Source organism: Roseofilum sp. Guam (assembly GCF_017746735.1).
GTDB classification, from domain to species: Bacteria; Cyanobacteriota; Cyanobacteriia; order Cyanobacteriales; family Desertifilaceae; genus Roseofilum; species Roseofilum reptotaenium.
Window position 1 is genome coordinate 1 of sequence record NZ_JAGHZN010000012.1, and the last position, 25809, is coordinate 25809.

Genomic DNA, 25809 nt, shown 5'->3' on the forward strand with positions numbered 1-25809 from the left:
AATTTCTTTCTATTCTTGAATGGGTAGCTGCCAAGAAATCTAAGCGTGTAGTTTATATTGATCGATGGTTTCCCAGTTCCAAGACTTGCTCTGAATGTGGTTATGTACTGAATGAACTGAAACTCAAAGAGCGTCAATGGTCTTGTCCTTCATGTTCAACAGAGCATGATAGAGATTTGAATGCTGCTTTAAATATAAAATCAGTTGGGGCATCAACTGATTCGTTAGGCTTTAGTCAGACCGTCCCAGACTGCTATTGCTGTTTGAGCGGAGAATCCCCGTACCTTCAGGTCGGGGAGTATGTCAATATTGCCTCAAACTATAACCTAACCGTCCTAACGTAACGAGTTCAATATCAACTACCAAAGGGGCAAAATGGGGGTAATGCTTTCCTGATTGGATTCCGATACTTTACTCCAATGGTGGGAGTTGATAGCCTCAGAAGCCACAGTTTTTACTAAGGTTGTCTGTTGAGGATCGATAATTTCAGACGATCCATCCCAGTCATTTTCCTGTTTTCCAGAGGAGATCGCTGGACTAAACCAAACTAACGCAGTACTGCCACTCGCTCCTAAAATAATCGCTAAGGGCACAAACTCACTCTTCACCACTTTTACAATCGGAATACAAAGAGCTAACATGACTACCGCACAGGGCCAAATAATCGCAGTAGCTGCAATTTTTGCCCCTCGACCTCCTGAATGACGCTCTACTCGATGAACTTGTTTAACCATTAACTGAGCCTCCAATTGAGGGAATAGGGAATGAATACGCTGTTTGGTTGCCCAACAGAAAATCTTTTGACTGAAGACGTATACTATAGCAGTTGATAGCCCATACTTGACTATCAACGGTAATAAGGGTAAAACCCGTTTTTCTTGGATTATCTTTTGCGTAGCGTGAAGCGCTGTAATCTTCCATGTACCGTAATTTTTGGTCTCTTTGCTCACCTAACCGTTTGCTGAGAGTTGATCGTCGCATAGATCGATTCTGGGCCTTGGGATTCCTGGTAGCAGCTCTGGTGCTATTTTTGATTAATCTAGGAGGTGTGGCCTTAAGAGATTGGGATGAAGGAACCATTGCCCAAGTTGCCCGCAATATTAGCCTCTCTTCTAGTTGGCAAGGTTGGTTGTTTCCCACGTTATCCGGATTACCCTATTTTAATAAACCGCCCCTAGTGCATTGGTTAATTGCTCTGATGTATCAATGGGTGGGGGTGAATGAATGGGCAACCCGTTTACCTTCTGCGTTGCTTACTGCTACCTCCGTTCCTATCTTTTATAGCTTAGGTTTGGAAGTGTTTCGACAACGGCTGCCAGTTATTTTTTCTACCTTAATTTATTTAACCTTATTACCTGTGGTTCGCCATGGCCGGTTAGCGATGCTAGATGGGCCAGTTTTATGTTTTTTGCTTTTGATGATGCTATTTGCTGTCAAGGGACGGCGTAATGTTCGCGATAGTCTCGGTTTGGGGTTAGGATTGGGTCTAATTGCTCTAACAAAAAGTATTTTAGCACTGTTATTGGGGGCGATCGCATTCCTGTTTTTAGCTTGGGATACTCCCCGTCTACTCAAGTCCGTTTATCTGTGGAGTGGGATCATCTTAGGTCTCATTCCAGTTGCGCTCTGGTACGGTCTACAACTGTTCCATTATGGAGATCCGTTTTTAGAAACCGGATTAGTGCATCAATCATTGAGTCGCATTTGGCAGTCTGTGGAAAATCGTTCTGGCCCCCCATGGTATTATCTGCTGGAAATTCTGAAATTATCCCTTCCATGGTTGTTGATGGTTATTCCCGGTTTAGGATTAGCTTGGCAACACCGGAGTCTGAGTTGGGGAAAATTGGTTTTAGTCTGGGGAGGGGTTTATTTTACAGCGATTTCTATCATGAGTACCAAATTACCTTGGTATGTTCTGCCTTTGTATCCCGCCTTAGCGTTAGCTGGAGGTGCGCAACTGACAGAATTTTGGCGGGCCTATTCCCAAGGTGTTCCGCGATTGAAATCGAGGTTTATTAAAAGCTTAACTGGAAGTTTTTGGGGATTAGCGATCGCCTCTTGGGGGGCTACCCTATATGTGATGATCGCTCAACCCGTTTCTAGTTGGATAATTCCTGCGCTCTTTGGGTCTATTGCCCTTACTTTGACAGTCGTTAGCCTTTTATTTCAACAGGGTGATTATCAGTTTATTGGGATTTTAGGATGGGGATTGTATGTGTCGTTGTTTCTATTGATGGCTTCTCCAATTTGGGTTTGGGAACTTGAAGAAGGATTTGCGGTTAAACCCGTGGCTGAAGTACTGATTGCCTATACTCCGGTGAAACAACCGATTATGACCAATTATCCCCATGGTCGTCCTTCTCTAGATTTTTACAGCGATCGCCGCCTGATTCCCGCCAATTTTGAGCAAATTCTCCACACTTGGTCTCAATACCCCCAACCCTATCTCCTTTTAGACAAAGCAGGATTAGAGGAACTCGAAGCCCGTTTTCCCCAGGGAGTCCAACGCTTAGGATCGGCAGAAGGTTGGACATTAGTCACCAAATCTTCAGCTTTTTTGGGTTAGGGTTCGAGTTCCAGTTGTGGATGTAGCGATCGCATAATTTGACTGCCTTGTTGCATCCAATGGGGAATAGGATTATCTAACTCTTTTAACCGTTCAGTGGCAGCTAAGGCAAAACTAAACAGTACAATGCTAGCCATCACGGTGATCCAACAGGGGGGTTTAGCACTACCAAAATCTCTCATTACCCTCGCTAGGGGATGACTTTGGCGGCGCAATAATTGACTGGAAATGAAGGGTTTCAACTTGAATGGATCGCGGACATAATGGCCACTCTTGCTGACCACTAATCGTTGATGACAATAGGGACAGATATACAATCCACTCTGCAACTGTCCTAACGGTAAGACCTGGACTTGATGACAAATGGGACAAGTCGAGGAGTGACTCTCAAAATTAAATGTATCTGCATTCATTGCACTTATGCGTTGAAAACCCTTTTTATTTTACCCCAGACCTAGGGAGAAATCAGGTTAAGAATCCTTACTCTTTTGAGGCGGTCTCCAGATTCACTCTGTTCTGGAGTCTTCTTCCTGCATTTCTCCCCTGAACCCGAATTCACGGGCGTGGATTCAGGAGGTTAGATTGCCCACTGGTTGCTCGAAAGGGAGAGCAAATACTTATTCTTCGGCGTTATCTTCACCTCCGATTTGCTTCAGATGAATATGTTTGCGACCTAAAGAGATTTCAAACTCATCACCCTGTTGCAGATTCATCTGCTTAGTATAGGCTGCTCCAATGAGTAAGTTGCCATTCGATTGAACCGTAATCCGATAGCTGGCACTGCGTCCGCCCCGTCCATTCGATGAGCTTTTCCCATCCAGCTCAATTCCTTCTGCATCGATCAATGCATTGAGGAATTTCATCATATTCACCCGTTCTACTCCACCTTTAGTGAAGGTACAGTAGCCACATGCTTTCGCTTTCTCTTCTTTGCTCAGGTGGTCTAGCTCTTTAACCTTGTCAACTAACTCTTGACCGACTAGAGGTTTTGTTTTCTCTGCTTTACTCATTACTTAATGGCTCAATTTAGAACTGTTTTCAGTTTAACTGATATTTGCCGAAAAAAAAAAGGTTTTTCTTTCCAACGGCTAGTAACAATATATTACAACACCTGGCACAAAAGTTGGCCCATGTCAGAATAAAATCGTGACCTCAGACAACCGAATGCTAAGTAAGCGATTGTGAGGGTTTCCATGGAGGTCATAAGTCACCCCATCCGATTAATAGATTGCCCTAAAGATGAAGTTGACAACCCGGGGTCATTATAGTGTTAAGGCCCTGTTAGATTTAACCTTACAACCCGGCTATGGCCCATCATCTGTGCAGGCGATCGCCACTCGTCAAGATATCTCGGCTGCCTATTTAGAAAAACTCTTAATTCAACTGCGAGAAGCAGGCTTAGTTTATTCGGTTCGAGGGGCACAAGGAGGCTACGGTTTAGCCCATCAACCTGCCCATATTTCTCTGGGGCAAATCCTCGAAGCAGTCGGTGAAAGCTTACCTTCTCTAGCCAATCGTCCTCCCGATAGCAATCAAGTAGAAGACTGGGTAACCTATAGTTTATGGAATCGCCTCCATCAAAAACTTAAAGAATCCCTGTATACTATTTCCCTAGAAGATCTCTACTTCGATGCTCGTAGTTGGCAAGCCTCCCAAGGAGAAGCCAGTAATTTTGTGGTTTAGGGCAAAAACTTATGGTATTCTTCTGGCCCCAGATCGCTTTAGCGATCGCCTCAATTCTGGATTTTGCGATCGGCGATCCTTGGCATTGGCCTCACCCCGTTCAACTCATGGGAAAACTGATCGCTCAGGGCACAGAGTTTATCCTTAAATCTTTCCACTCTCCCCAGAGCCAACGGTGGGCAGGAGTTATCCTAGGGCTTACCGTCATAGGCGTGGCGGTCCTAGTTAGTGATAGAATCATCTGGCTGGCTAACAAGGGTCATCCTCTCCTAGGAATTGGTCTCGAAAGCATACTTTTAGCCAGTTGTTTTGCGGGCAGAAGCTTACACCATGCTGCCCTGGATGTCCTCAATCCTCTACAAGCTGGAGATCTCCCCAGCGCTCGCCAAAAGCTCAGTTTGTATGTAGGTCGAGATACCCAAACCCTCGATGAACCAGAAATTCTTCGGGCCGTCCTAGAAACGATCGCTGAAAATGCCATTGATGGTGTGACAGCGCCCCTCTTTTATGCTATTTTGGGCAGTCTAATTCCCGGTTTGGGAGGACTCCCTCTGGCGATGGGGTATAAGGCTGCCAGTACCTTAGATTCGATGATTGGTTATCGAGAATCTCCTTACTTATATATCGGTTGGTTTAGTGCCAAGCTGGAAGACTTACTAACTTGGCTTCCCTGTCGCTTAACAGTGATTACTCTGGGTCTATTATCCGGTCAATTAAAAAAAGTTTGGGTTCTGTGCAAACGGGATGCAGTCCATGACCCTAGCCCTAATTCTGGCTGGAGTGAATGTGTCTATGCAGCCATTTTAGGAGTGCAATTAGGGGGAGTCAATCGCTACGGCTCAACGATCAAAATCAAACCCCTTTTAGGCGATCGTATCCACCCCATTACCCCCACTTCTATCCGCCAAGCCCTAAGCCTAACTCGCCATTGTTTTCTCATTTGGTTAGGGTTAGGGATTAGCCTGGGATTACTCCTCTAGGATTGGGGATTAGACCTCTCCTGAGCGACCGGGTCGATCGCCCTCGCTTTTTTCCGGTGAATCGACGATAATTAGAAGAGAGCTTCCCCGAAACTTGTCCGAAGTACTCCCTATCTCGGTGCAATTATGGCCACTCAAATTGTTGAAATTCTTGATGCTGACGAAATTCGTCGCACCTTAACTCGGTTAGCCTCCCAAATTATTGAAAAATCAGGGGAATTATCCCAAATCGTGCTATTGGGTATCCATACCCGTGGAGTTCCTTTGGCCCATTTAATTGCTGAACAAATCACGTTGCTCGAACAAACTCCGATTGCGGTGGGAGCATTAGATGTGACATTTTATCGGGATGACTTGGAGCAAATTGGCGTGAGAACGCCGGCAAAAACCGAAATTCCCCTAGATTTATCGGGGAAGACCGTCGTTTTAGTTGATGATGTCATCTATAAAGGACGAACGATTCGAGCTGCTCTGAATGCAGTCAGTGATTATGGAAGACCGGCAGAAATTTGGTTGGTGGTGTTGGTGGATAGGGGCCATCGCGAACTGCCTATTCACCCCGATTTTGCGGGGAAACAGTTGCCCACCTCTAGGGAAGAAAAGGTGAAAGTTTACTTAAAAGAGGTGGATGGCCGGGATGCTGTAGAATTACAGCGCTTCGAGCTGTAATGTCATCAGTTACAGAAACTAAACCCTATAAATTACAGAATCTTCTCCAGACCATAGACCAGAGTTTTCAATTCTAAGACTTTACGAATAGCTAACAGAACGCCAGGCATATAGCAAAGGCGATCGCTGGTATCGTGGCGTAAGGTATATAATTCTCCAGGGGAACCGAATAAGACTTCCTGATGGGCAATTAACCCGGGAAGGCGCACGCTATGGATCCGAATATTCTCATCCGCTAAACCACCCCTCGCTCCCGCTATATTTTCCTTCTCCTTGACCTTGGGAGGATTATAGGATTTACCTAACTCACCTAACAATTGGGCCGTTTTTATCGCTGTTCCACTGGGAGCATCTGCTTTCTGGTCATGATGGAGTTCAATAATCTCTACATGGTCAAAATATTTTGACGCTTGGATGGCCGCCTGTTGTAATAGAACCATACCAATAGAAAAATTCGGAATTACTAAACACCCCGTACTGGCTTTATCGGCAAATTCTGCTAATTCCTGGAGTTGTTGGGGACTCAGACCGGTTGTCCCGACCACAGGACGAATACCATAGGCGATCGCACTGCGCACATTTTCATAGACCGAATCCGGGTGCGTAAAATCTACCATCACCCCCAACTGACTCTCTTGAGTCGCATAGGCTAACATCGACTCCAACTGATTCAGAACAGGGACTTCTAGAGGGCCACATCCAGCTACTTCTCCTACATCCTTGCCATTATGATCCGGATTGAGATCCACCCCCCCAATCAACTTCATATCTTCAGCTTGGGAAACAGCCTTAATGACCTCTCGGCCCATTTTCCCGGCTGCACCATTGACAATTACTGGAATCGGCCCATCGCTCATCATCAACTCCTGAATCATAAAACAAACAAGCACAATTGGCAGATCACCCCTTGGCGTTAAGTCCTCTAGAAAGACACAATAGAACAGTTAGGGGATCAGAGGCTTATCCTATCATGACCCTTGACATTCCAACATAGATCAACTGTCTTCTTCAGATGATCCGGTTCCGTTGACAATCTCCTTGGAGAGAGGATAATAACAATCTTTTATCTTTGACTAAAACTTAAATGGACTTAGAGATCTATGACCCTCAGCCATCATAAAATCTATTATCATAGCTCAATATTAGAACAAATCTCAGTCCTAATCTGAGCGGATGTAACGATACTTCCTCGCCAAGTAAGTTTCTCCATCTAAATCTAATTGCTAAAACTCCAGATGTGACAGGGTGCGACAAGCAGCAAGACGGTTTGCCGCTGATGCCAACCATACCAACCATAAAAACATGATGCACCGTTCCTTACAGGTACCTGTTCATGTCGGACTCAGTCCGAAACACCAGCCGATGAGAGACAAGGATAAAACGAAAGAAGAATTGGTACAGGAATTAGTCAGCCTGCGCCAGCAAGTCATTAACTTGCAACATCAACTGCGGTCAACTCAGTCTGACTGGGAAAGCCGATGGGAAAAAACAGAAGCTGAACTCAAGTCTGAGGTAGAGGCTCGTACGGCAGCGCTCAAGGAGTCTAACGATCAGTTTGTGGCAGAGATTGCTGAACGCTATCAAGCCCTTCATGCCTTGCGCACCGCTAAAGATCAATTAGAAGCCATTTTAGAAGCGGTACCGGGAACGGTTTCTTGGATTAGTCACGATCTGCGCTACCTGGGAGTGAATCGTCATTTAGCAGAGATCTTTAATTTGCCCCCAGAAGAATTTGCTGGCAAACCCTTGGGCTTTTTAGGGAGTAGTGATGGCTTCGATCAATTTGTGCAAGATTTCTTTGCCAGTGATACTCAGGAAGCCTTTCGGGAAGTGGCGATGCGTATTAAAGGAAAGCATCGAATCTTCTTGATTGTGGCCCAAAAATATGATAGGAATAAGGCGGCTTTTACAGTCGGAATTGATATTACCGAACGCAAAGAAGCAGAAGAAGCTCTACGCGAAGCAGAAAATAAGTATCGGAAAATTTTTGAAAATGCAGTAGAGGGCATTTTTCAGACCACTCCCGACGGGCGCTATTTAAGTGCTAATCCAGCTTTAGCTCGAATTTATGGATATGGCTCCCCGGAGGACTTGAAAAGTACGCTTATTGACGTTGAGTCTCAGCTTTATCTCGATCCTCAACGACGACAAGAATTCATTAATTTGCTAGAGCAGTACGATTCTATTGTGGGGTTTGAGTCCCAGATTCGCCGGTTGGATGGCAAATTAACATGGATTTCCGAGAATGGGCGATCGGTTCGGGATAAGGCGGGTAATTTGCTTTATTACGAGGGAACAGTTGAGGATATTACCGAGCGCAAGCAAGCAGAGGAGCAACTCCGACGGCTGAATGAGGAGTTAGAACAGCGGGTTGAGGAGAGAACAGTTGAGTTAAAGCAGGCAGTGGATCAGTTAACCGTGGAGGTGGCAGAACGGGAACGGGTGGAAGCAGCACTGCGGGTGTCTGAGGCAGAATTGCGGGCATTGTTTGCGGCAATGACAGATATTATTACGGTGTTTGATGCTGACGGTCGGTTTATGAAGGTGGTTTCGACTAATTCGGAGACCTTGTTTAGTCCCACAACTGATCGCGTGGGAAAAACGGTTTATGATGTTTTTCCTCCCGAACAAGCAGAGCTTTTTGCCCGGCAAATTCAGGCGGTTGTGGAAACGGGGCAAACCATGAACTTAGAGTATTGTTTGCCCGTTTGTCTGATGCCAGGAATGGTGGAGGAAAATCAGGATTTTCTATCTCAGGATACGCAAAGAAATGAGGTGTGGTTTGCGGCTAGTGTTTCTCCGATGCCAGATAATTGTGTGATTTGGGTGGCTCGGAATATCACGGAACGCAAGCGAGTTGTGGATGCCATGCGGGCGGCAGAAGAAAAATATCGAAGTATTTTTGAGAATGCAGCCGAAGGTATTTTTCAACTGACTCCAGATGGATGCTATTTGAGTGCTAATCCAGCTCTGGCTCGGATGTATGGTTATACATCTCCAGAGGAGTTAATGGAGCACTTGCGAAATGTGGGGACTCATCTTTATGTCGATCCAGGTCGTCGGGAAGAGTTTATGAGGTTGATTGAGCGGGAAAATGGGGTCTCTAATTTTGATTCTCAGGTGTATCGCCAAGATCGCAGTATTATTTGGACTTCTGAGAATGCTAGAGCCGTTCGCGATGAGCAAGGAAATTTATTGTTTTGTGAGGGAACAGTAGAGGATATTACAAAGCGGAAGGAGGCGGAAGCTGCCTTAAGGGCAGAGCAGGAGAAGTCGGAAGATTTGCTCTTAAATATCTTGCCCGGGGCGATCGCCCAACGGCTGAAACAGGAAGAGAAAAATTTGATCGCCGATCGCTTTGATGAGGTGACAATTTTGTTTGCTGATATCGTGGGCTTTACCCGCATGTCTTCAGGAATTTCGGCAACGGAGTTGGTCAATTTGCTCAATGAAATCTTTTCTCAATTTGATAAATTGGCGAAAAAACATCAAGTGGAAAAGATTAAAACGATTGGGGATTCTTATATGGTGGTCAGTGGGATTCCCATGCCCCGTAAGGATCATGCAGAGGCGATCGCCCAAATGGCCTTGGATATGCAACGGGCAATTCCTCGCTTTCGTCAACCGAATGGTCAACCCCTTCAATTGCGAATTGGCATGAGTACAGGTCCTGTGGTGGCTGGGGTAATTGGGATGGCTAAGTTTATTTATGATTTGTGGGGAGATGCGGTGAATGTGGCTTCGCGTATGGAGTCTATGGGCATTCCCGGTAAAATTCAGGTGACTGAAGCGGCCTATGAACGGCTTAAACATCGCTATTCATTTGAAAAGCGAGGTGAAATTGAAGTGAAGGGGAAAGGGATGATGACGACCTATTGGTTGACGGGAACTGAGCTTTGAAAACCTATCCACGCTTGGGATTGGATGTACAATGGCCAGATCTGATGGGTGGATTGGTTAGGGGTTCACAGTCGAGATTAGAATTAGAAGGGGCGATCGCTTCCCATTGGCCCCCTTCCCGTTCTGTTCAAGTCACCCTCTCCGTTAGAACAGCGTTCGATTTGCTCTTGCAAGCACTGGATTTTCCTCCAGGAACCGGGGTGCTCATGAGTGGGGTGAATGTACGCCACATGGTTGAGATTGTTGAATTTCATGGCCTAGTTCCCATTCCTGTCGAGTTAGACTTAGATACCTTAGCTCCTAATTTAGACCATTTCCGCCGCCTCATTTCGCCTCAGACCCGTCTATTTGTGATTGCCCATTTGTTTGGATCAATTATTCCTCTCGCGCCGTATATTGCTCTCTGTCGCCAGCATCAGATTACCTTGGTGGAAGATTGTGCCCAAGCTTTTGCTCAGTCTTATTACTTGGGGGATGAACAAGCAGAAGTGAGTTTATTTAGTTTCGGCCCGATCAAGACTTGTACGGCATTGGGGGGTGGTGTGGCGATGGTTCGTGATTACGATCTAGCCAATAAAATGAGAGAAATTGGCGATCGCTATCCCCTCAAAGGCGATCGCTGGTACAGACAACGCCTGATCAAATATTTGGCGATTAAAGCGATCTGTGACCCTTATCTGTATAATGCTCTGGTGCGATCGATACGGCTTCTAGGTAAAGATGTAGATCGGGCGATCGGATCGAGCGCCAGAGGGTTCAGAGCTGGAGAACTCATCCCCCAACTCAGGCAAAAACCCCCTCAACTGTTATTGCAATTTTTGGCTCATCGGCTGCAAACTTGTCCGAGTTATGGCGATCGTATCACTAGAGCAAAAAGGCTTTTAAGTCAACTCGATAGCTCGATTATCTGGCCTGGATATCGTGCTATTCAACACTCTTTTTGGGTCGTTCCGATTCAAACTTCATCGCCTAAGCTTTGGATGAAAACACTGAGCGATTCTGGCTTTGATGCTACTCAAGGAAATACGAGCTTAATTGCCATTAGGACACCGAAAGGAAACCCATTACCCCACGCTCAAGAACTAATGCAAACCCTACTATATTTACCCATTTCTCCTGCATTACCGGCTAGTGAAGAGCAGCGATTAATTCAACGGATTAACTCCCTTGCAGTACTTTACTCTAGGGAATAGACAATAGCTTGTATTGTTTAGGCTCCAAGGCTTCAAGCTGTACTCCTCCAGAAGAGAGAAGTTCTATAGCAGAGAAAGAGAGTTAGGACATTTTCTATTGCCTATTGCCTCAAACCATAACCTAGCGAAGTTGACACACTCTTTGTAGGCGATCTCCTTCAACCACAAACACATTACACTGCACTTGATCTTGCTCAAGCCGCTCTAGTAGGGCCATTGTTGGCTGATCGGATAAAACGCGATCGGATACCAGAGGATTAAACACGGTAGCCATCAGGGTTGAAAAAGTTAAAAGAACAAAACTCACGTTCATCGGGTCAAATCTCCGTTTGCTGCTTTAGCTAACTGTCTGCTCAATTCATCTGGGATTCCCCGGATACTATCGGCTACCTCTTAGCTGTTATAATCCAATTCTGGAAAAAAAACAAGCGGAAACACGAATAGACTATTCCAGAATTGTAACCGTCTACTCTTAGGCGATCGGGGGGTTAGCTTCGGTATTTTCTTAGAAGCCCCCCAGCTAACGAAGTTCCCGTCCGAAGGGAAACAAGGCTAAAGGAATTAACTTAAAGTGCTGTTGGGCAAAAGGAATCCCAATAATGGTAATAAACAAAAGTGCCCCATGGAGGAGGTGAGAAAGGGCAATTTCCCAACCAAAGCAAACCACCCAAATGATATTCAAGATCATGGGAATTATCCCAGATGCACCGGGACTCACTTCGATCTCTTTACCAAACGGGGTAAAGGTGGCAAAACCAATTTTCATGGTTTGTAAACCGAACGGAATTCCGATAATGGTTATACACATACCCAGACCACCGATAATATAGCCCAATCCAGAGATGAAGCCACCACAAATCAACCAGATCAGGTTACCTAAGAGTGTCATAACTGGTTTATCTCCTGTTGAAAGACTAAATGGGTTGATTGTATCAAACCTAGAGTGCGATATTTAATAATATCAAGAAGGTTTGAGAGGATTAGGGGAGATCGCCCTCTTCTGGGATGCTGATGCCATATTGCTGACATTGCTGGAGCAATTCTTGAATATAGCGATCGCGCAGATTCTGCGGTGCAATAATCTCACAGTTTTTCCCGTAGGGGCGAATATCGCGCATAAACCAGAAGCTACTATAGATTTGCCGTATGACTTGTCGAGTAGGTGGATCGCCTTCAAGGTTGCCCACAAATTGATCGCCGGGTTTGCTGCGGTATCCAAAGGCTAATCCTCCACATAGGCACAGTTCTACGGTGATGTATTCTAAGTCGGGTTGCCATTTTTGATTCACAGAAACTACGGCTGCTTCTTGGATACGTTCTAGCAGCAGACTCCAATTGTGACAGAGTTCTTTGATATCGTAATTTCCTTCAGTTTCTTGGCAACGACAGAGCAGATATTCTCGTTTTTCAATGGGGATAATGCGGGCATAAAGGACAGTGTAGTGAAAGAGGCGATCGGCGGCATCCCGGTAGGAGAGACGGAAGGGTTGTTGACGGTGGATGAAGGTTTCAATTTGTTCTCTCCATGCGGGAATGGGAGCGTTTAGAAAGGCTTCGATTTCTTGTCTGAGAGGGAGTGAGAGTTCGCCGTGATCGCACAATATTTGGGCAATTTCTTTGGCTTCTGGCAGTTTTCCATAATCAACCAGCAAATTTCTCACTCGGTTGAGCAGTTCTATTCTCTCGCGTAACCAGTCGTTATTGGGGGCTATGCGGAGCTGTTGGCGGGCGATCGCCGTAATGAGTTTAGAGATATTCGGCTTTTCTCCCCAAGTCATGCCGAATTCTCCCGCAAGTTCCTCTAAATGGACTTTGTCTCGTTCGGATACGGATAGAGTTATGGATTGACCTTTACGACTCATATTTGTACGGACACTTTATGGGTGCAATTATTGATTTTCTCTATTTTCAGCACTATTATGGGAGATGTAAAGCAGGTACGGACAGAAAAATATGGAAATTAAGGAAACGTTAGGAGAACGTCTCTTGCACCTGATGTCTGACGGCAACTGGCACTCCACCCAGGAACTGGTAGAGAAAATCAGCCATCGCTTCTCAGCCACCATGCACAAGCTCAAGCAACGCGGGTATCAGTTTGACAAGCGCCATATTGAAAAGAGTCAGTACGAGTATCGGTTAATCGAGTAGGAAGGCATCATGAATGAGTATTCCATTACCCTAAAATCCGTTTATTCTTGTCCGGCAACGGAATCCATTGACAAGATTAAACTCCCGAAAAAGTGGCGATTATCTTGGCATCAGTTGGAGACGTGGAGAGCACTACAAGATCCCGATATTGATGTGGTGTTTAATACGGCAATGACGGGAGATGGCAAAAGTTTAGCCGCCTATTTATCGAGTTTGCAAAGTAAAGAATATTGTATCGCGCTTTACCCGACCAATGAATTAGCGCGAGATCAAGAGAAGCAGGTTCAAGACTATATCGCCAAATTCCAACCGCACAACGATCTGCGTGTGGTGCGGTTAAGTGGGGCAGAGTTAGAATTGTATGCTGAACAAGAGGGTTTGAAGAAAGCTGGGGCGATCGCCACCCGCATTACGCAATCTGATATTATTTTAACCAACCCAGATATCTTTCACTATCTCCACCGAGGCGCATATCTCACTCCGAAAGACAGTCCCGATCAATTATGGCAAAGACTCGATAAAAACTTTGACTTATTTATCTTTGATGAATTCCATGTTTTTGCCGCTCCCCAAATTTCCAGCGTTATCAATACTCTACTTTTAATTCGCTGTACCAACCGTCGCAAAAAGTTTTTATTTCTCTCAGCTACACCGAATTCAGAGTTCAAAGAAAAATTAAAAGATGCTGGATTTCGTTGCCATGAAATTAATCCGATTGACGAGCATAAGTATCAATTTCCAGAGACTCCAGAGGAAGCGCAAGCCTTGTCAGAACAAGAGTGGCGTAGAGTTACGGGAGAAATATCGCTGAACTTTATCCCGTTGGAATCATCAGGGAATTCTTCAGAGCAGTGGCTAAAAGACAACAGCGAGTTGATTGTCAAACAATTTCAGGATAAGCCAGGTAGTAAAGGCGCAATTATTCTCAATTCCATTGCCGCAGTCAAGCGACTCACTCCATTTTTTAGTAACTTGCTCTCTCCTTACGGCTTAGAGGTTGGCGAAAATACCGGCTTATCGGGAAAACAAGTAAAAGCTCAGTCTCTCTCGGCGGATCTGGTAATAGGAACCAGCACTATTGATGTAGGGGTTGACTTTAAGATTAACTTCTTGTTGTTTGAAGCGGCAGATGCCGGTAATTTTATTCAGCGCTTAGGACGATTGGGACGACATGAAAGTTACGATCGCGATGGAGAAGATATCCAATTTGATGGCTTTACGGCTTATGCTTTGGTTCCCCAGTTTTTGGTTGAACGACTGTTTAGTGGAGAAACTGCACCATTAGAACCAGGACAACGTTGCGATCGCCCCTTTTTCCACCAGCAGATTACTGAAAACTATCGCCAAATCAACGACTTTCGCGGTTACTATTCCCGGTGGGGTGCGGTGCAGTCGATGGTTTTGTGCAGCCAGTTGAAGCATCATAAGACGATTAAAGCCGTTTACAAAGAGAGTGCGGAAGCCTTTGAATCGATATCAGAACAGATTTTCAAGACTCGTCTAGTCAAGTTATATGGTTTAAGTAAAAAATGGGGAAGAGAATGGCAAGAGCTATCGGGAAATAAGACAGGAAATCCAATTTTAGAAGATGCGGCAAGTTTCCGGGGTTCGAGTAGCTTGCAATACGGTTTATACGATCTGACGGAAACCCATGAGGCGGATCGGTTCAAAACCTATGAGTTACCGGGGATTTTGGGAAATTTGGATGTGGAAGTGATGACGGAGAAGGCGTTTATGTATTCACTTCGGGAAACTAGCGATCGCCTGAATACCGTAATTCCCAAAGGACAATTTCAGTATTGCTTGGGATTTATGAAACTGCACGCTTATCGCGAAGAGCGCCTCAACTGGCGGTTTATTTATCCCGCAGAGCTGCAACCGGTGGCAGATGCATGGAAGGTTCAGGTATTGGTGGGGTTGGAAGTTTGGCAACCCGAAAATCCTTGGATCGATGGCATTAATAAGCGTCTGAAGCGTCAGGGGTTGGTGAGCTATGTGTTGCGGTTTCCAGTTGGTGAAGTGCGATCGCGCCTGCGTTTACCGATGCATTTCCAGATTTACCCCATCAGCGATGCCAACAGTCTGCTCGATCCTACCGCACCCTATTCTATTGCCTTCGGACAATCGGCACTACTGATAGATACTCTCGCGTACACCTTAAAGAGCAAAGGAGATGAAGAATGGATAGTTTAGAGTTGTCATCCCTCATAGGGATTATAGCTACTTGGAAGAGTAGGGGAGGGAGACGAGCGCCAGCACGTAGACAAGGCATTGTTTCAATCCCTAATAGGTATTTATACTTAATTTTTTTCCCTCCTAGAGTAGATCTTAGGGGACAAGCAGATGCAATTGCAAGAGGTTCCCCAAAAAAATGGTTAATGCATTGTCAAACGTGATAGACACTTGTCCAAAAAACATCTATACTCAAGATGTAGGCTGAAGAAATTCGACCAATCTATGGGAAACGAACGCGAACAGGTAGATAAAGCTGCAATCCTCGCTCTCCTGAGATGGGTGTTAGTCTGGCACAAATACTGCAAATCCTTTCGAGATGGAAGGTTTGCAGAAAGAGGTCGATTCCAATTCAATCTCTCAGGACAACAGCTTGGTACGCTCCCTCTTTTTTAGAGGGCAAACCTTCTAAGTTAGTTACCTCATACCAAGGGTTGAACTTCTTCACCTATAGACCTCACTATGGAGCATCTTCACATGAAGAAAGCACAAGAGTCTGAACAACCTCGATTATTTATTCCTTATTGTCGGCAGCCATTCTTAGAATACAAGAAGAAGACTCGCGGAAAAAATAGGGAAGGATTCAAACTGATTGAAGAAGCTGTGAGTTTGTTTGAAGTGCAACTTCAGAGAAATGAAATCCAGTCTCCGGAAGTTCGAGCGGCAATTCATGAGTTTTTTCAGTTTGTTCAAGGTAAGTAGGCTTACTCTAAGAAGGGATAAAATCACCCTAATTTAGATAGCGCAGAATACTTGCCAACTCAAAGGTTCATTTGTGGATAGATTCTTAGCTTTATTGGCTGAGGATCTGTCCCAACATGGAAAAATATTGAAATTTAATTTTAGTAGAGATTAAGATATGGATGCAGAAATACAAAATTCTCTCCAAAGTCTTCATGAAAGTTCCCAACAAATACTAGCTAAAATGCCCTATCTCAAAATGCTGGTTTTGTTTGGTTCTCGCGCCAGGGGAGATAACCACGAAAATAGTGATTGGGATTTTGCCGTACTCTACGATGAAGAACTCAGAGAACCCATCCTAAAACAAAATGCCTGGAGATGGTTAGAAGCCTTTCACATTCTCGGAGAAATCTTTGGATTGAACGACGATAATATGGATATTGTCGAACTCAATCGCTGTTCTCCCTTAATTGCTCATTATGTGGCACGAGATGGAAAAGTCATTTATGAGCAAACCCCAGGAGAGTTTGAAAAATTCCAGCACAATAATCTTATGAGTGATACAGAATTCAAACAAATGCGTCGCGATCTTAGGCAAAAACTCGAACGTTCTTTACAGAGGAAAGGCGTATGACTGAAGATGTAGAAGAGGGATACAACTCAGGGGAAGAAGCAGTCAGTTTAGAAAGAACAAATCACGAAATTGCCTCGCCACCATCGGAACTGCTGACGCTGAAGCTACTCAAACAAGCCATTACAGCAGAAAATCCAGGCGATCGCATCATGGCTGATTTTGCGGAGTACGTGCTTCCCTATTTACTCAAATATACGATTGGAGTTACAGCTAAAGGTGGGAAATATTTCGATCGCCTAGATGAAGAGCGCGAAGAAGGATACAATCGCCGCAATGCTGCCGATCAATCCTTAAACACCCATCTCCTCAATGGCTTATTTCCAGCCAACTTAGTAGAACGAGAACTGCAAAAACTGAATACCACCGTGCGCCGGGAAATTGATGAGCCAGAGCGCCGCTTGCTGATTGCCGGGTTTATTCTCCATGACTTTGAGAAATTTGCCGACATGCCGGAAGATTGCCGGAATCTGCAAAAGGAAGAACATCGGCAAATCATTGCCCAGAAAATTGTCCAATTGGGATTAGATCAGTTTTTAGATCCTGAAAATCCCCAGGGTTATCAAGACTATATTGATGATTTACTTTGTGTTGCCTATAATGCTCAGAGAAGATGGGGAACGAACTGGAATTTTTCCGAATTTGGGCTTAATCCGAGTTTACGCGATCGCACTCTCATTTGCCTAGCCGAACTTGCCTGTTTAGCCGACTCCCTTTCCTCCATTATCAAACATCCCCAAGATGCAGAAACTTCGCGCCTGCAACAACTCATTCACAGCCTCAGCGACGGAGAACTAAAGTTTACTTATCACAGCATTGCCGAAAATCGAGGCGTGCTAACCAATGTCGTCAATAACGCCTTAATGGAAGCTCATACTTCTCTAAATGCCCCCTCTCCCACGGAAGAGGGGGTTGGGGGAGAGGGTAACTATTACAAACCCTTACTCTATCTTCCCACAGGAGTAATTTACCTCGCTCGTCGCCATGCTCCCCCCATTTCCAGAGTAGACATACCCAACCGGGTGGTGGAAAAAATCAAAGCCTTATGTCGAAATCAATTAGTCCTGCGACAAACGGGATTTAGTCGCGATGGCAAAGGAATGAAATATGCCGATTATTACGAACAGTTTTTCGATATCGTGGGCTTAATGCAAGTGGCATTAAAGGCAACCTTGCGAATTTTACACGATAAAAAGCCTTCCGTTGCCAAAAGCCGCAGCGAGAACCTAGTTAAGTTTCAGGATAAACAGGTACTCTCAGCCGACTATGACTTTAGCTTCAGCGATGATATCAGATGCGATCGCCTCGCGGAATTCGGAGATGCGCTCACCCGCAAGATTTGGGGAGAGCAAGTCCACAAAATTGAAGCCGCTCGCAAAAAAGAGAAGACATTACCCCCATTACCGGATCTCGATTTAGTCCATGAAGTCGCCAAATTTTGGCAACTCGAACAATACTTACCCCAAATTCGGGAAATTCAGCGCATTAACGAGAGCTTAAAAGCCTTAAAACTCAAAGGCAATACTGGAGGTGTTCCCTACGAATGGTACTTTCTCGCAGCCAAATATCTTCAACATCATCCCGGTATTGAAGACGTGCGCGAAACCTGTGAAACGCTGATTTCCCATATCGCCAAACTGATTAATCCGATTTTAGAGCAATATTCCTTAGCCGATGGTTGGGAAGATGTGCAGTTATGGGTAGAACAAGTGGTGATGTTACCCGATAATCAACCCCAGGAATTGGCACAAGCTGACATCTTTTTCAAAGAGTTAGAGCATTACCAACTGGCGAAAAAACCAGGACGAGGAAAACAGCTCATTTGCTCCATTTCCCATTCCCCCTATAGCGTCAGCGAACAAATGGAATCAGCCGTTTTATTTACCCCTCAAGTCTACACCAATAAACAGATGTTAGGCGGCTCCAATGCCAAGCGCAATATCTCCAGTATTTCGGGCACAGAGATGATGCTACGGCAAATTTTGATGAATCAAACCCAAGCCGTTGGCAAACGCTTTGAGGAGGGCAAATATCGCTATCTCTACTTCTATCCCACCTACTACTTCACCCCAGAAACCAACAAATTTCTACACCAAGCTTACCGCAATATTGCCCAAACCCGATTTAATACGAGTCTGCGTAACCATTTTATCAGCAATGACTTACAAGCCGACTTTAGCCAGGACAACTATCAAAGCGCCGATGTTTTTCTCATGGAAGAAGATTTAGCAACCAAAAAAGCCTTACCCGAAAACGATCCGAACCGCAAATTTGACCGCACCTTCAAGCTCTCCTATCCCGAAAATCAACCCCTCACGTTCTACTTTATGGCACTCCCTCCAGGGCGAGATCCAACCGATACCGAATCCTGGGTAATGCCGACTTGGTTAGCCTTCGCGTTTCCCCTAATTTTAGATGTGAAAACCGTTGTTTCTGAATCTCCCATTCCCCCATTCAAAGATGGTGCAGAATTCGAGCAAACCGTTTTCCTCGATAGCGCCCCCCAAGCCTTCCAATCATTAGTACAAGCTGATTATTTCCGCCTCGACTATATCCTCGAAGGCTGGAAAGAAAAGCACGGCACAAAACTTTATCCTGCACCCCTGAAAGTCCTCACTGCTGCCTATGCCATTCACCTCGATGTTAACGCCAAACAAGGCAAAGGAAAATATGATGCCAACTGGGGCAAACTCTCGGAACTGGCACGAGATTTGCAAACCAGTCCTCTGACAGTTTTTAGTTCCCTCAATACCTGGATACGCGGTCAAAGTATAGAGAATATTTCTATGAAAAGAGTCCGTCTCTATGCCTATGCCTTTTATCCCTGTTTCGATCCGTATTGTAGTTATGAAAATCAGGAGTTGATCGTGTCTGAAGAATCCCCCTTAAATCACCCCAAAAAACTGACCGAACTCTATCGCCAATTTTATCGCGCCAATAAGCGATACAATCCCAAAGCCAATGCGGTTTTGAAACCCATTGATATTGCCTCGGAAACCATACTCAAAGCTGAATCTGCCGTCTTTCAAGGAGAAACCTTAGTTTTTGTTGTCGCGGCTGAGATTTATAAACTTATGGATCGGGTGCATAATTCTACGGCTGAAGGACGTTGGGTATTCAAAAATAGAGAAGAAGAACGCCAGAAAATATTAGAGTTTTCTGAATATTTTGTCGTCGAAGTTTTCGATAAATACTTTAGCGGTGATCGCGCTCTTTTGTCAGGACAACCAATTAACTTAATTCGAGATACTTGCGAATTTCTCTATCGCCTCGCAGATGACAAAGAAAACCAACAATATGAACAAAACAAAGAATCCTCGTAGGGGCGGGTTCTGATATCAACTTTGAGATCCAGCAGAAAATTTTCTAAACTCGCCCAAACACACCCATTTTCACATTTATTAGGAGACCAAAACTATGTCATTTTTAACTACTGTCGATGCCAAATTTTTCCATGATGCTATTCCTTATAAACCCATGGGAAAATATGCTCACTTCCTCACCATCCGTGTCACCGAATCCTATCCTCTCTTTCAAACGGATGGCGAGTTAAATAAATCACGAGTTCGTGCCGGAATCCAAGATCAAACCCCCATTAGTCGCCTTGCCATGTTCAAGCGCAAACAATCTACACCAGAGCGTCTCGTTGGTCGGGAACTCCTGCGAAACTACGGATTGATGACGGCTGAAGAGTGCGAGTACAATGTAAAATTTGCTATGGACAATCCCGACTGTATTATCTACGGATTTGCGATCGGTGATTCCGGTTCAGAAAAATCAAAAGTCGTCGTTGATACAGCGTTTTCCATTACCGATTTTACTAAATCTCATCAATCCTTTACCCTAAATGCACCCTATGAAAATGGAACTATGGCTTCTAAGGGAGAAGGTGACAGCAAACCTGGAGAAGTCACTAGTCGGATTAACCGACAAGATCATATTAAACCCCAGGTTTTTTTTCCCAGCATTGTCACCCTAAAAGATCCCACAGAAGCAGGGTTTATCTATGTCTTCAACAACATTTTACGCACCCGCCACTATGGAGCGCAAACCACTCGCACTGGACGGGTTAGGAATCACTTTATTGGTGTAATCTTTTCTGATGGAGAAATCACCAGTAACTTGCGGTGGACTCAATCCATTTATGACTTTTTGAAACAAGGAGAAAAATTGAAACAAGGAGACAAGCAAGAAGAATTTAACCCATTAAATGAGGATGATGTGATCGAAGCAGCTCAAGAAACCATGTCTACTTTAATGTCAGATGAATATCTTATTCATCACGATTATATTGGTGATCGCTTTGTTCCTTTGTTAACTGAAGTCAAAGAGATTATCGGCAATGAAGACAAGCTGAAAGAGTTGTTGGAAACCGCAAATCGGGAAGCTAAAGACTATGCTTCAAAATACATTAAAGGTAAGAAAGCTGCTGCTGCAAAATCCTAACAATCATGGCTTTTATTTATCACCTGCAACTGGAACTTCACGACAGTCTCTATTTTGCTACTCGTGAAATCGGCAGACTGTATGAAACTGAACCCATTATTCACAATTATGCCCTCTGTTATGCTCTGGGACTGGTGGATAATCCTCAATATGCAACTACGGTTAATGAAACCGAGTCTTATCGCTACTTTTGCCGTCATCAAGTCCCCCAGTATCAGGAACATCTTACCCCTTTGAATCAACAGGGAATTTATGTGACTCCTGCTAAGGCTGTGTATTATCAAACTGTCCTCACGACTTGGAAATATGCTAATAACAACTACCATGTAGAGATGGAAAAAACAGCGAAAAACTGGCCCAGTTTTGGACGCAATAAGGAGGTTGCGCCAGAGAGCAAGTTTGAATGCTTCGTGATTAGTTCCAAAAAGATTAGTTTTCCCAAATGGGTGCGTTTGGGAAAATGGTTGAGTAAGGCAGAAGTCACCTGCAATTTTTGCCAAGAGGTCAAAGTGTCTCCTTCTGAACAAGAGTTTTTTTATCGTGATGCTCTCAATCCTTTGGATGTGATGTTTTCCCACCAAGTTATCAGCTATGATGTGATTAACATGCCTCCAGTGAGTTTGATCCGCAATGTTCATTTACGCGGTTCTTATTATCAGATTGAAATCCAGGATGAATCTCGTAAGTTTAGGCTTAAGCTTCCTGCTGGTATGGCATACCAATTTGCACCATAAGACGGATATAGCGCTTCGCGCGGTAATGGGTAATGGGTAATGGGTAATAGGAAAACCGTTTTTCACGCTATAGTGCCCATTTTGAATGATGAAAGAGGGAAATATGACAATCTTAAAAGATGACCAAACCTACACTTTTAGCCAGATCGTTGACCTAAACATTGATCCCCAAGATTTGGCGGAAGAATTTGGTTATTCCTTAGAGCGATCGCCTCTACATCTCCCCCAATACCCAGGAGATATGTATCTACTCGAACAAACGCGATCGCGCATTCAACAGAGCTTGCCCCACATCAGCTTAACCACGGAAACCTCCCGTCGGCAAGTCCTGGTTGCTCCAGTTATTTTAGATTTAGTTCAGTACACTAAGTCTTGCCTACGGATTGAATACCCTTTAAGGGTTAAGCCACTGCAAGGGATTCTAGATTATTTGCTCAGAACCGAAAGTCACTTATTAGTCCTAGAAGCCAAAAAAGAAGATTTAAACCGTGGCTTTACGCAACTAATGGCTAAAATGATTGCTCTCGATCGCTGGGAAAAGACACCCAACCAGCCGATCTTGATTGGTGCGGTTACAACGGGCTTCATCTGGAAATTTGGGCGCTTAGATCGGGAACAAAAACACTTCCAGGAAGGGTTAGACAGTTATCGAGTTTTGGAAGATATAGAACCGCTCTTACGCATTCTTATTCGTACTCTTATCCCCTAATTTTACTATGTCTTACAGTAACTTCACTACCCTGGAAAGCGTGCAAACCCATCTCGATCTGCAACTGGAAGAAGATCGCAACCTGTTTACCGAAATTCCAGAAATTACGCCCTCTGACTATCTCCAGCAAACTCTAGATGAATACTTACCCTTAGCGACGGCGATAAACACCGAAAAAGCACGATCGGAATTCTTAATTGCGCCCATTTTAGCCGAAGTTCGTCGCCAAATTCAGGCTCAAATTAGTCTATTTTCGGGGACGGAATTCGATGTTGATGGAGAACGGGAACTCCCTAGCTACTGCGACTACATCCTCAGTTGCTCCCCCGAACAATATTTTATCCGCACTCCCATTATTACCATTGTCGAAGCCAAAAACGAAAACATCAAAGGTGGACTCGGACAATGTATCGCTACTATGGTTGCTGCTCAACTGTTTAACCAACGGCAAAATCAAGCTTTACCCGCTATTTATGGCGCTGTCTCCACCGGAACCGTTTGGAAATTCTTGACGCTCAAAAATAACCTCGCTTCTATTGATCGCCAAGAATACTACATCAACCAGATCGACAAAATCCTCGGCATCCTCCTCCATCCCATCCAAACCTACCTCAGCACCCAACATCCCTAATTTTGAATATTGACATGCCCTACAGCCTTGTTCTCAACCTTGTTCCCCTCTCCCCCATTCCCCTCGGATACCTGAGCGGACGGCATTTACACGCTCTTTTCCTCAACCTCGTTAGCTCCGTCGATCGCACCCTGGGCGATCGCCTGCACGACTCCCAAGCAGACAAAGCCTTCACCCTCTCCCCCCTGCAAACCCGTCGCCACTTCAAAACCCTATCCTACGAACATCAGCAAGCTATCCCTGCTCAAACCGCCTGCTGGTGGCGGATCTCCCTGCTGGATGACGCGCTCTTCGGAGAACTCACTCAACTGTGGCTCCATCTCAACCGGGATAAACCTTGGCATTTAGGCCCTGCGGATCTGACAATTACCAGTATCCTCGCCACTCCCCAGTCTACCCATCCCTGGGCGAACTCCTGTCCCTACGCCCAACTCTATGACGAAGCTTCAGAGAGCGACAATACCTTTCGCTTCTGTATTGCCACCCCCATGGCTTTCCGCCAAGGCAAATATGATACCGCACTGCCCAGTGGCGATCGCCTCTTCGCCAGTCTGCGCCAACGGTGGAACAAATATAGCGGTATTGACATGCCCGAACTGGTTCTAGATACCGTATTTCCTAGTTTTTTCCATATCGAAACGGCGATCGTTGCCGATAAACGCAGTAAATTTATCGGCTCTATTGGCGAAATTACCTTCCGACTTCTCGGCGATGCCACCCCTACCACTCTCAAACACCTTAACGCTCTCGCGAACTATGCCCTTTACTGTGGAATTGGACGCAAAACTACCATGGGAATGGGCATGGCAAGACGGATCGCTAGGGTGGGGGGATAGGGGGATAGGGCGATCTCCAATTAATAATTACCAATTACCATGAACACTGAAATTCCCATATCTTCGCTCAATCAATATGCCTATTGTCCCCATCGCTGTTGGCGCATGTTTTGTACGGGAGAATTTGAAGATAATGCCTACACCATTGAAGGGACAACCATTCACGATCGCGTTCACACCCTCAGTCAAGAGATGCGCGATGACACTTGGCAAGTTCGATCCATTTGGCTCAAATCAGAACAGTATAACCTGATTGGCAAATCTGATTTAATTGAAGCCCAAAATGGACAACTCTACCCCGTCGAGTATAAGCGAGGGAAAGTTGGAGACCATGAAAACGATGCCCTCCAAGTCTGCGCTCAAGCACTCTGTCTCGAAGAAATGACTGGCACTGCGGTTACCCAAGGCTTTGTCTATTATGCCCAATCTCACCAACGGCATCCTGTGAAGATTGATGATACTTTGCGGCAAGGGGCGATCGCCGCCATCCAAGCCATCCAAAACCTCTTTTCAGGAGACCATATACCCCAACCCAAATACAGCCCCAGATGCCGTGGATGTAGCCTGTATAGTGCCTGTTTGCCCCAAGCCACCAAAAAACTCAAAACCTATCAAGAAGTCAGGTAATAGGCAATAGGCAATAGGGGGAAAAGGCAATAGAAAATCCACATCTCTCCGCGTCCCCCTATCTCTCCATCCCCCTATCTCATCTCAAACCACAAACAGTAAAAAGGAGAAACTACAATGGGAACCCTTTATGTCACCCAAGAAAACGCCTTCATCGGAAAAGTAGATGAACGCATTCACGTCAAAGTTGAAAAACAAAAAATTGCCGACGTTCCTCTGATTAAAGTTGACGGAGTAGTGGCTTTTGGAGCCGTCAACTTTTCCCCTGCCTTAGCTGAAGAACTGCTCAACCGTCGCATTCCCTTTACCTTGCTCTCCCCCACTGGAAAATATCGCGGCTGTTTAGAACCAGAACTGAGAAAAAACATCTTTCTGCGCCAACATCAATGGGCGGCTGATGGCAACACTCCCCAAGCCATTCACTTGGTGCAAGCCTTTGTGCGGGGAAAACTGAAAAACTACCGCACCACCTTACAGCGTAGAGGACGACGGGCGGACATTGATCTGAGCGAAGAGATTGAACAGTTGAAAGGTATTATAGGGGCGATTCCTTCGGAAAGCTTCGCTAACGCCACCACCGACAGCATCAACTCCCTACGCGGACTCGAAGGAGCTGGGAGTGCCTCCTACTTCCGGTGCTTCAAACAACTCATCCAAAACCCAGACTTCACCTTCACCACCCGCAACCGCCGTCCTCCCACCGATCCCGTCAACTCCTTACTCAGCCTCGGTTACGCCCTCCTGCGCCATGACATCCAAAGCGCCGTCAACATCGTCGGCTTCGATCCCTATCTCGGCTATCTCCATGTTAAACACTATGGTCGTCCTGCTCTAGCCCTAGACTTGATGGAAGAATTTCGCCCTTTAGTTGTCGATAGTATGGTTCTCGAAGCCATCAACCGTCAAGTTTTCAGCCCCAGCGACTTCACCCAACAACCCATCAGCAACGAAACCGCCCTCACCCGCGAAGCCCTGAAAACCTTCCTCAGCCTGTATAAAGACAAAAAACAATCCTCCTTCAAGCACCCTGTCATGAAAACCAAATGCACCTACCAAGAAGCCTTTGAAATTCAAGCCCGTCTCCTGGGCAAATACCTCATGGGCGAAACCGAACAATACCCTCCCCTAGTCCTGCAATAACCC

At 45.2% G+C, this 25809-nt stretch carries 26 protein-coding genes; 19 read left to right on the forward strand and 7 right to left on the reverse strand.

What is annotated here, in order from left to right:
• Positions 1-344, forward strand: a 344-nt coding sequence (locus J7529_RS05760) for a transposase (protein ID WP_318728202.1), incomplete at its 5' end; no start/stop codon positions are given.
• A 15-nt stretch (positions 345-359) separates the two neighbouring features.
• Here the strand turns inward: J7529_RS05760 and J7529_RS05765 are convergent.
• On the reverse strand, positions 360-734 hold the full coding sequence (locus J7529_RS05765; RefSeq protein ID WP_271942809.1) for a hypothetical protein: 375 nt from the start codon (positions 732-734) through the stop codon (positions 360-362).
• A 185-nt stretch (positions 735-919) separates the two neighbouring features.
• Between J7529_RS05765 and J7529_RS05770 the strand changes: the two genes are divergently transcribed.
• Positions 920-2566 carry a glycosyltransferase family 39 protein gene (locus tag J7529_RS05770; protein WP_318728203.1) on the forward strand — a complete coding sequence of 549 codons (1647 nt, stop codon included), beginning with the start codon at positions 920-922 and terminating at the stop codon, positions 2564-2566.
• Here the strand turns inward: J7529_RS05770 and J7529_RS05775 are convergent.
• Together J7529_RS05775 and J7529_RS05780 are read right to left on the reverse strand one after the other, a co-directional pair.
• The gene (locus J7529_RS05775; RefSeq protein ID WP_271942815.1) at positions 2563-2979 is read right to left on the reverse strand and encodes a hypothetical protein; all 417 of its coding nucleotides are present in this window, start codon (positions 2977-2979) and stop codon (positions 2563-2565) included. The genes J7529_RS05770 and J7529_RS05775 overlap by 4 nt on opposite strands.
• Positions 2980-3183: 204 nt before the next feature.
• Positions 3184-3576 carry an AbrB family transcriptional regulator gene (locus tag J7529_RS05780; RefSeq protein WP_271942818.1) on the reverse strand — a complete coding sequence of 131 codons (393 nt, stop codon included), beginning with the start codon at positions 3574-3576 and terminating at the stop codon, positions 3184-3186.
• Positions 3577-3805: 229 nt separating this feature from the next.
• Between J7529_RS05780 and J7529_RS05785 the strand changes: the two genes are divergently transcribed.
• The 3 genes from J7529_RS05785 (at position 3806) to pyrR (ending at position 5898) form a co-directional block, all read left to right on the forward strand.
• Positions 3806-4249 carry an Rrf2 family transcriptional regulator gene (locus J7529_RS05785; RefSeq protein WP_271942821.1) on the forward strand — a complete coding sequence of 148 codons (444 nt, stop codon included), beginning with the start codon at positions 3806-3808 and terminating at the stop codon, positions 4247-4249.
• Positions 4250-4260: 11 nt separating this feature from the next.
• A complete protein-coding gene (gene cbiB / locus J7529_RS05790; protein WP_271942824.1) occupies positions 4261-5229 on the forward strand; it encodes an adenosylcobinamide-phosphate synthase CbiB in 969 nt (322 codons plus the stop codon).
• 126 nt (positions 5230-5355) lie between these two features.
• Positions 5356-5898: a bifunctional pyr operon transcriptional regulator/uracil phosphoribosyltransferase PyrR gene (gene pyrR, locus J7529_RS05795; RefSeq protein WP_318701781.1), complete on the forward strand. Its 543-nt coding sequence runs from the start codon at positions 5356-5358 to the stop codon at positions 5896-5898.
• 32 nt (positions 5899-5930) lie between these two features.
• Here the strand turns inward: pyrR and dapB are convergent, their stop codons facing one another.
• Positions 5931-6758 carry a 4-hydroxy-tetrahydrodipicolinate reductase gene (dapB, locus tag J7529_RS05800; protein ID WP_271943195.1) on the reverse strand — a complete coding sequence of 276 codons (828 nt, stop codon included), beginning with the start codon at positions 6756-6758 and terminating at the stop codon, positions 5931-5933.
• Between the two features lie 502 nt (positions 6759-7260).
• On the opposite strand from dapB, the gene J7529_RS05805 reads away from it, so the two are divergent.
• Entirely contained in the window at positions 7261-9798 is a 2538-nt protein-coding gene (locus tag J7529_RS05805; RefSeq protein WP_413038818.1) for an adenylate/guanylate cyclase domain-containing protein, read from the forward strand.
• Positions 9795-10991, forward strand: a complete 1197-nt coding sequence (locus J7529_RS05810) for a DegT/DnrJ/EryC1/StrS family aminotransferase (RefSeq protein WP_318728205.1) — start codon at positions 9795-9797, stop codon at positions 10989-10991. The genes J7529_RS05805 and J7529_RS05810 overlap by 4 nt, the downstream gene beginning before the upstream one ends.
• Before the next feature lie 121 nt (positions 10992-11112).
• Here J7529_RS05810 and J7529_RS05815 read toward each other — a convergent pair whose 3' ends face one another.
• The 3 genes from J7529_RS05815 to J7529_RS05825 form a co-directional block, all read right to left on the reverse strand.
• The gene (locus J7529_RS05815; RefSeq protein WP_318728206.1) at positions 11113-11304 is read right to left on the reverse strand and encodes a hypothetical protein; all 192 of its coding nucleotides are present in this window, start codon (positions 11302-11304) and stop codon (positions 11113-11115) included.
• Positions 11305-11511: 207 nt separating this feature from the next.
• A complete protein-coding gene (locus J7529_RS05820) occupies positions 11512-11880 on the reverse strand; it encodes a YccF domain-containing protein (protein WP_318728207.1) in 369 nt (122 codons plus the stop codon).
• A 91-nt stretch (positions 11881-11971) separates the two neighbouring features.
• Complete coding sequence (locus J7529_RS05825) at positions 11972-12853, reverse strand: WYL domain-containing protein (protein ID WP_318728208.1); 882 nt, start codon at positions 12851-12853, stop codon at positions 11972-11974.
• Between the two features lie 91 nt (positions 12854-12944).
• Here J7529_RS05825 and J7529_RS05830 point away from each other — a divergent pair, with 91 nt between their 5' ends.
• The 12 genes from J7529_RS05830 to cas1d all read left to right on the forward strand — a co-directional run bounded on the left by J7529_RS05830 (position 12945) and on the right by cas1d (position 25806).
• Positions 12945-13139 (forward strand): hypothetical protein, encoded by a 195-nt coding sequence (locus tag J7529_RS05830; RefSeq protein WP_318728209.1) that lies wholly within the window; start codon positions 12945-12947, stop codon positions 13137-13139.
• 9 nt (positions 13140-13148) lie between these two features.
• Positions 13149-15332 (forward strand): type I-D CRISPR-associated helicase Cas3', encoded by a 2184-nt coding sequence (gene cas3, locus J7529_RS05835; RefSeq protein ID WP_318728210.1) that lies wholly within the window; start codon positions 13149-13151, stop codon positions 15330-15332.
• Between the two features lie 516 nt (positions 15333-15848).
• The gene (locus J7529_RS05840) at positions 15849-16073 is read left to right on the forward strand and encodes a hypothetical protein (RefSeq protein WP_318728211.1); all 225 of its coding nucleotides are present in this window, start codon (positions 15849-15851) and stop codon (positions 16071-16073) included.
• 157 nt (positions 16074-16230) lie between these two features.
• Positions 16231-16686: a type VII toxin-antitoxin system MntA family adenylyltransferase antitoxin gene (gene mntA, locus J7529_RS05845; protein WP_318728212.1), complete on the forward strand. Its 456-nt coding sequence runs from the start codon at positions 16231-16233 to the stop codon at positions 16684-16686.
• Complete coding sequence (gene cas10d, locus J7529_RS05850) at positions 16683-20006, forward strand: type I-D CRISPR-associated protein Cas10d/Csc3 (protein WP_318728213.1); 3324 nt, start codon at positions 16683-16685, stop codon at positions 20004-20006. Before mntA ends, cas10d begins: the two co-directional genes overlap by 4 nt.
• A 94-nt stretch (positions 20007-20100) precedes the next feature.
• Positions 20101-21129: a type I-D CRISPR-associated protein Cas7/Csc2 gene (gene cas7d, locus J7529_RS05855; RefSeq protein ID WP_318728214.1), complete on the forward strand. Its 1029-nt coding sequence runs from the start codon at positions 20101-20103 to the stop codon at positions 21127-21129.
• Positions 21130-21134: 5 nt separating this feature from the next.
• Positions 21135-21863: a type I-D CRISPR-associated protein Cas5/Csc1 gene (gene cas5d / locus J7529_RS05860; protein ID WP_318728215.1), complete on the forward strand. Its 729-nt coding sequence runs from the start codon at positions 21135-21137 to the stop codon at positions 21861-21863.
• A 103-nt stretch (positions 21864-21966) separates the two neighbouring features.
• Positions 21967-22572, forward strand: coding sequence for a hypothetical protein (locus J7529_RS05865; RefSeq protein ID WP_318728216.1), 606 nt, complete (start codon positions 21967-21969; stop codon positions 22570-22572).
• A 7-nt stretch (positions 22573-22579) separates the two neighbouring features.
• Complete coding sequence (locus J7529_RS05870) at positions 22580-23203, forward strand: hypothetical protein (protein WP_318728217.1); 624 nt, start codon at positions 22580-22582, stop codon at positions 23201-23203.
• A 14-nt stretch (positions 23204-23217) separates the two neighbouring features.
• Positions 23218-24039, forward strand: a complete 822-nt coding sequence (gene cas6, locus J7529_RS05875) for a CRISPR-associated endoribonuclease Cas6 (protein ID WP_318728218.1) — start codon at positions 23218-23220, stop codon at positions 24037-24039.
• Between the two features lie 39 nt (positions 24040-24078).
• Complete coding sequence (gene cas4 / locus J7529_RS05880; protein ID WP_318728219.1) at positions 24079-24666, forward strand: CRISPR-associated protein Cas4; 588 nt, start codon at positions 24079-24081, stop codon at positions 24664-24666.
• Between the two features lie 117 nt (positions 24667-24783).
• On the forward strand, positions 24784-25806 hold the full coding sequence (cas1d, locus tag J7529_RS05885; protein WP_318728220.1) for a type I-D CRISPR-associated endonuclease Cas1d: 1023 nt from the start codon (positions 24784-24786) through the stop codon (positions 25804-25806).
• Positions 25807-25809: the final 3 nt, after the last annotated feature.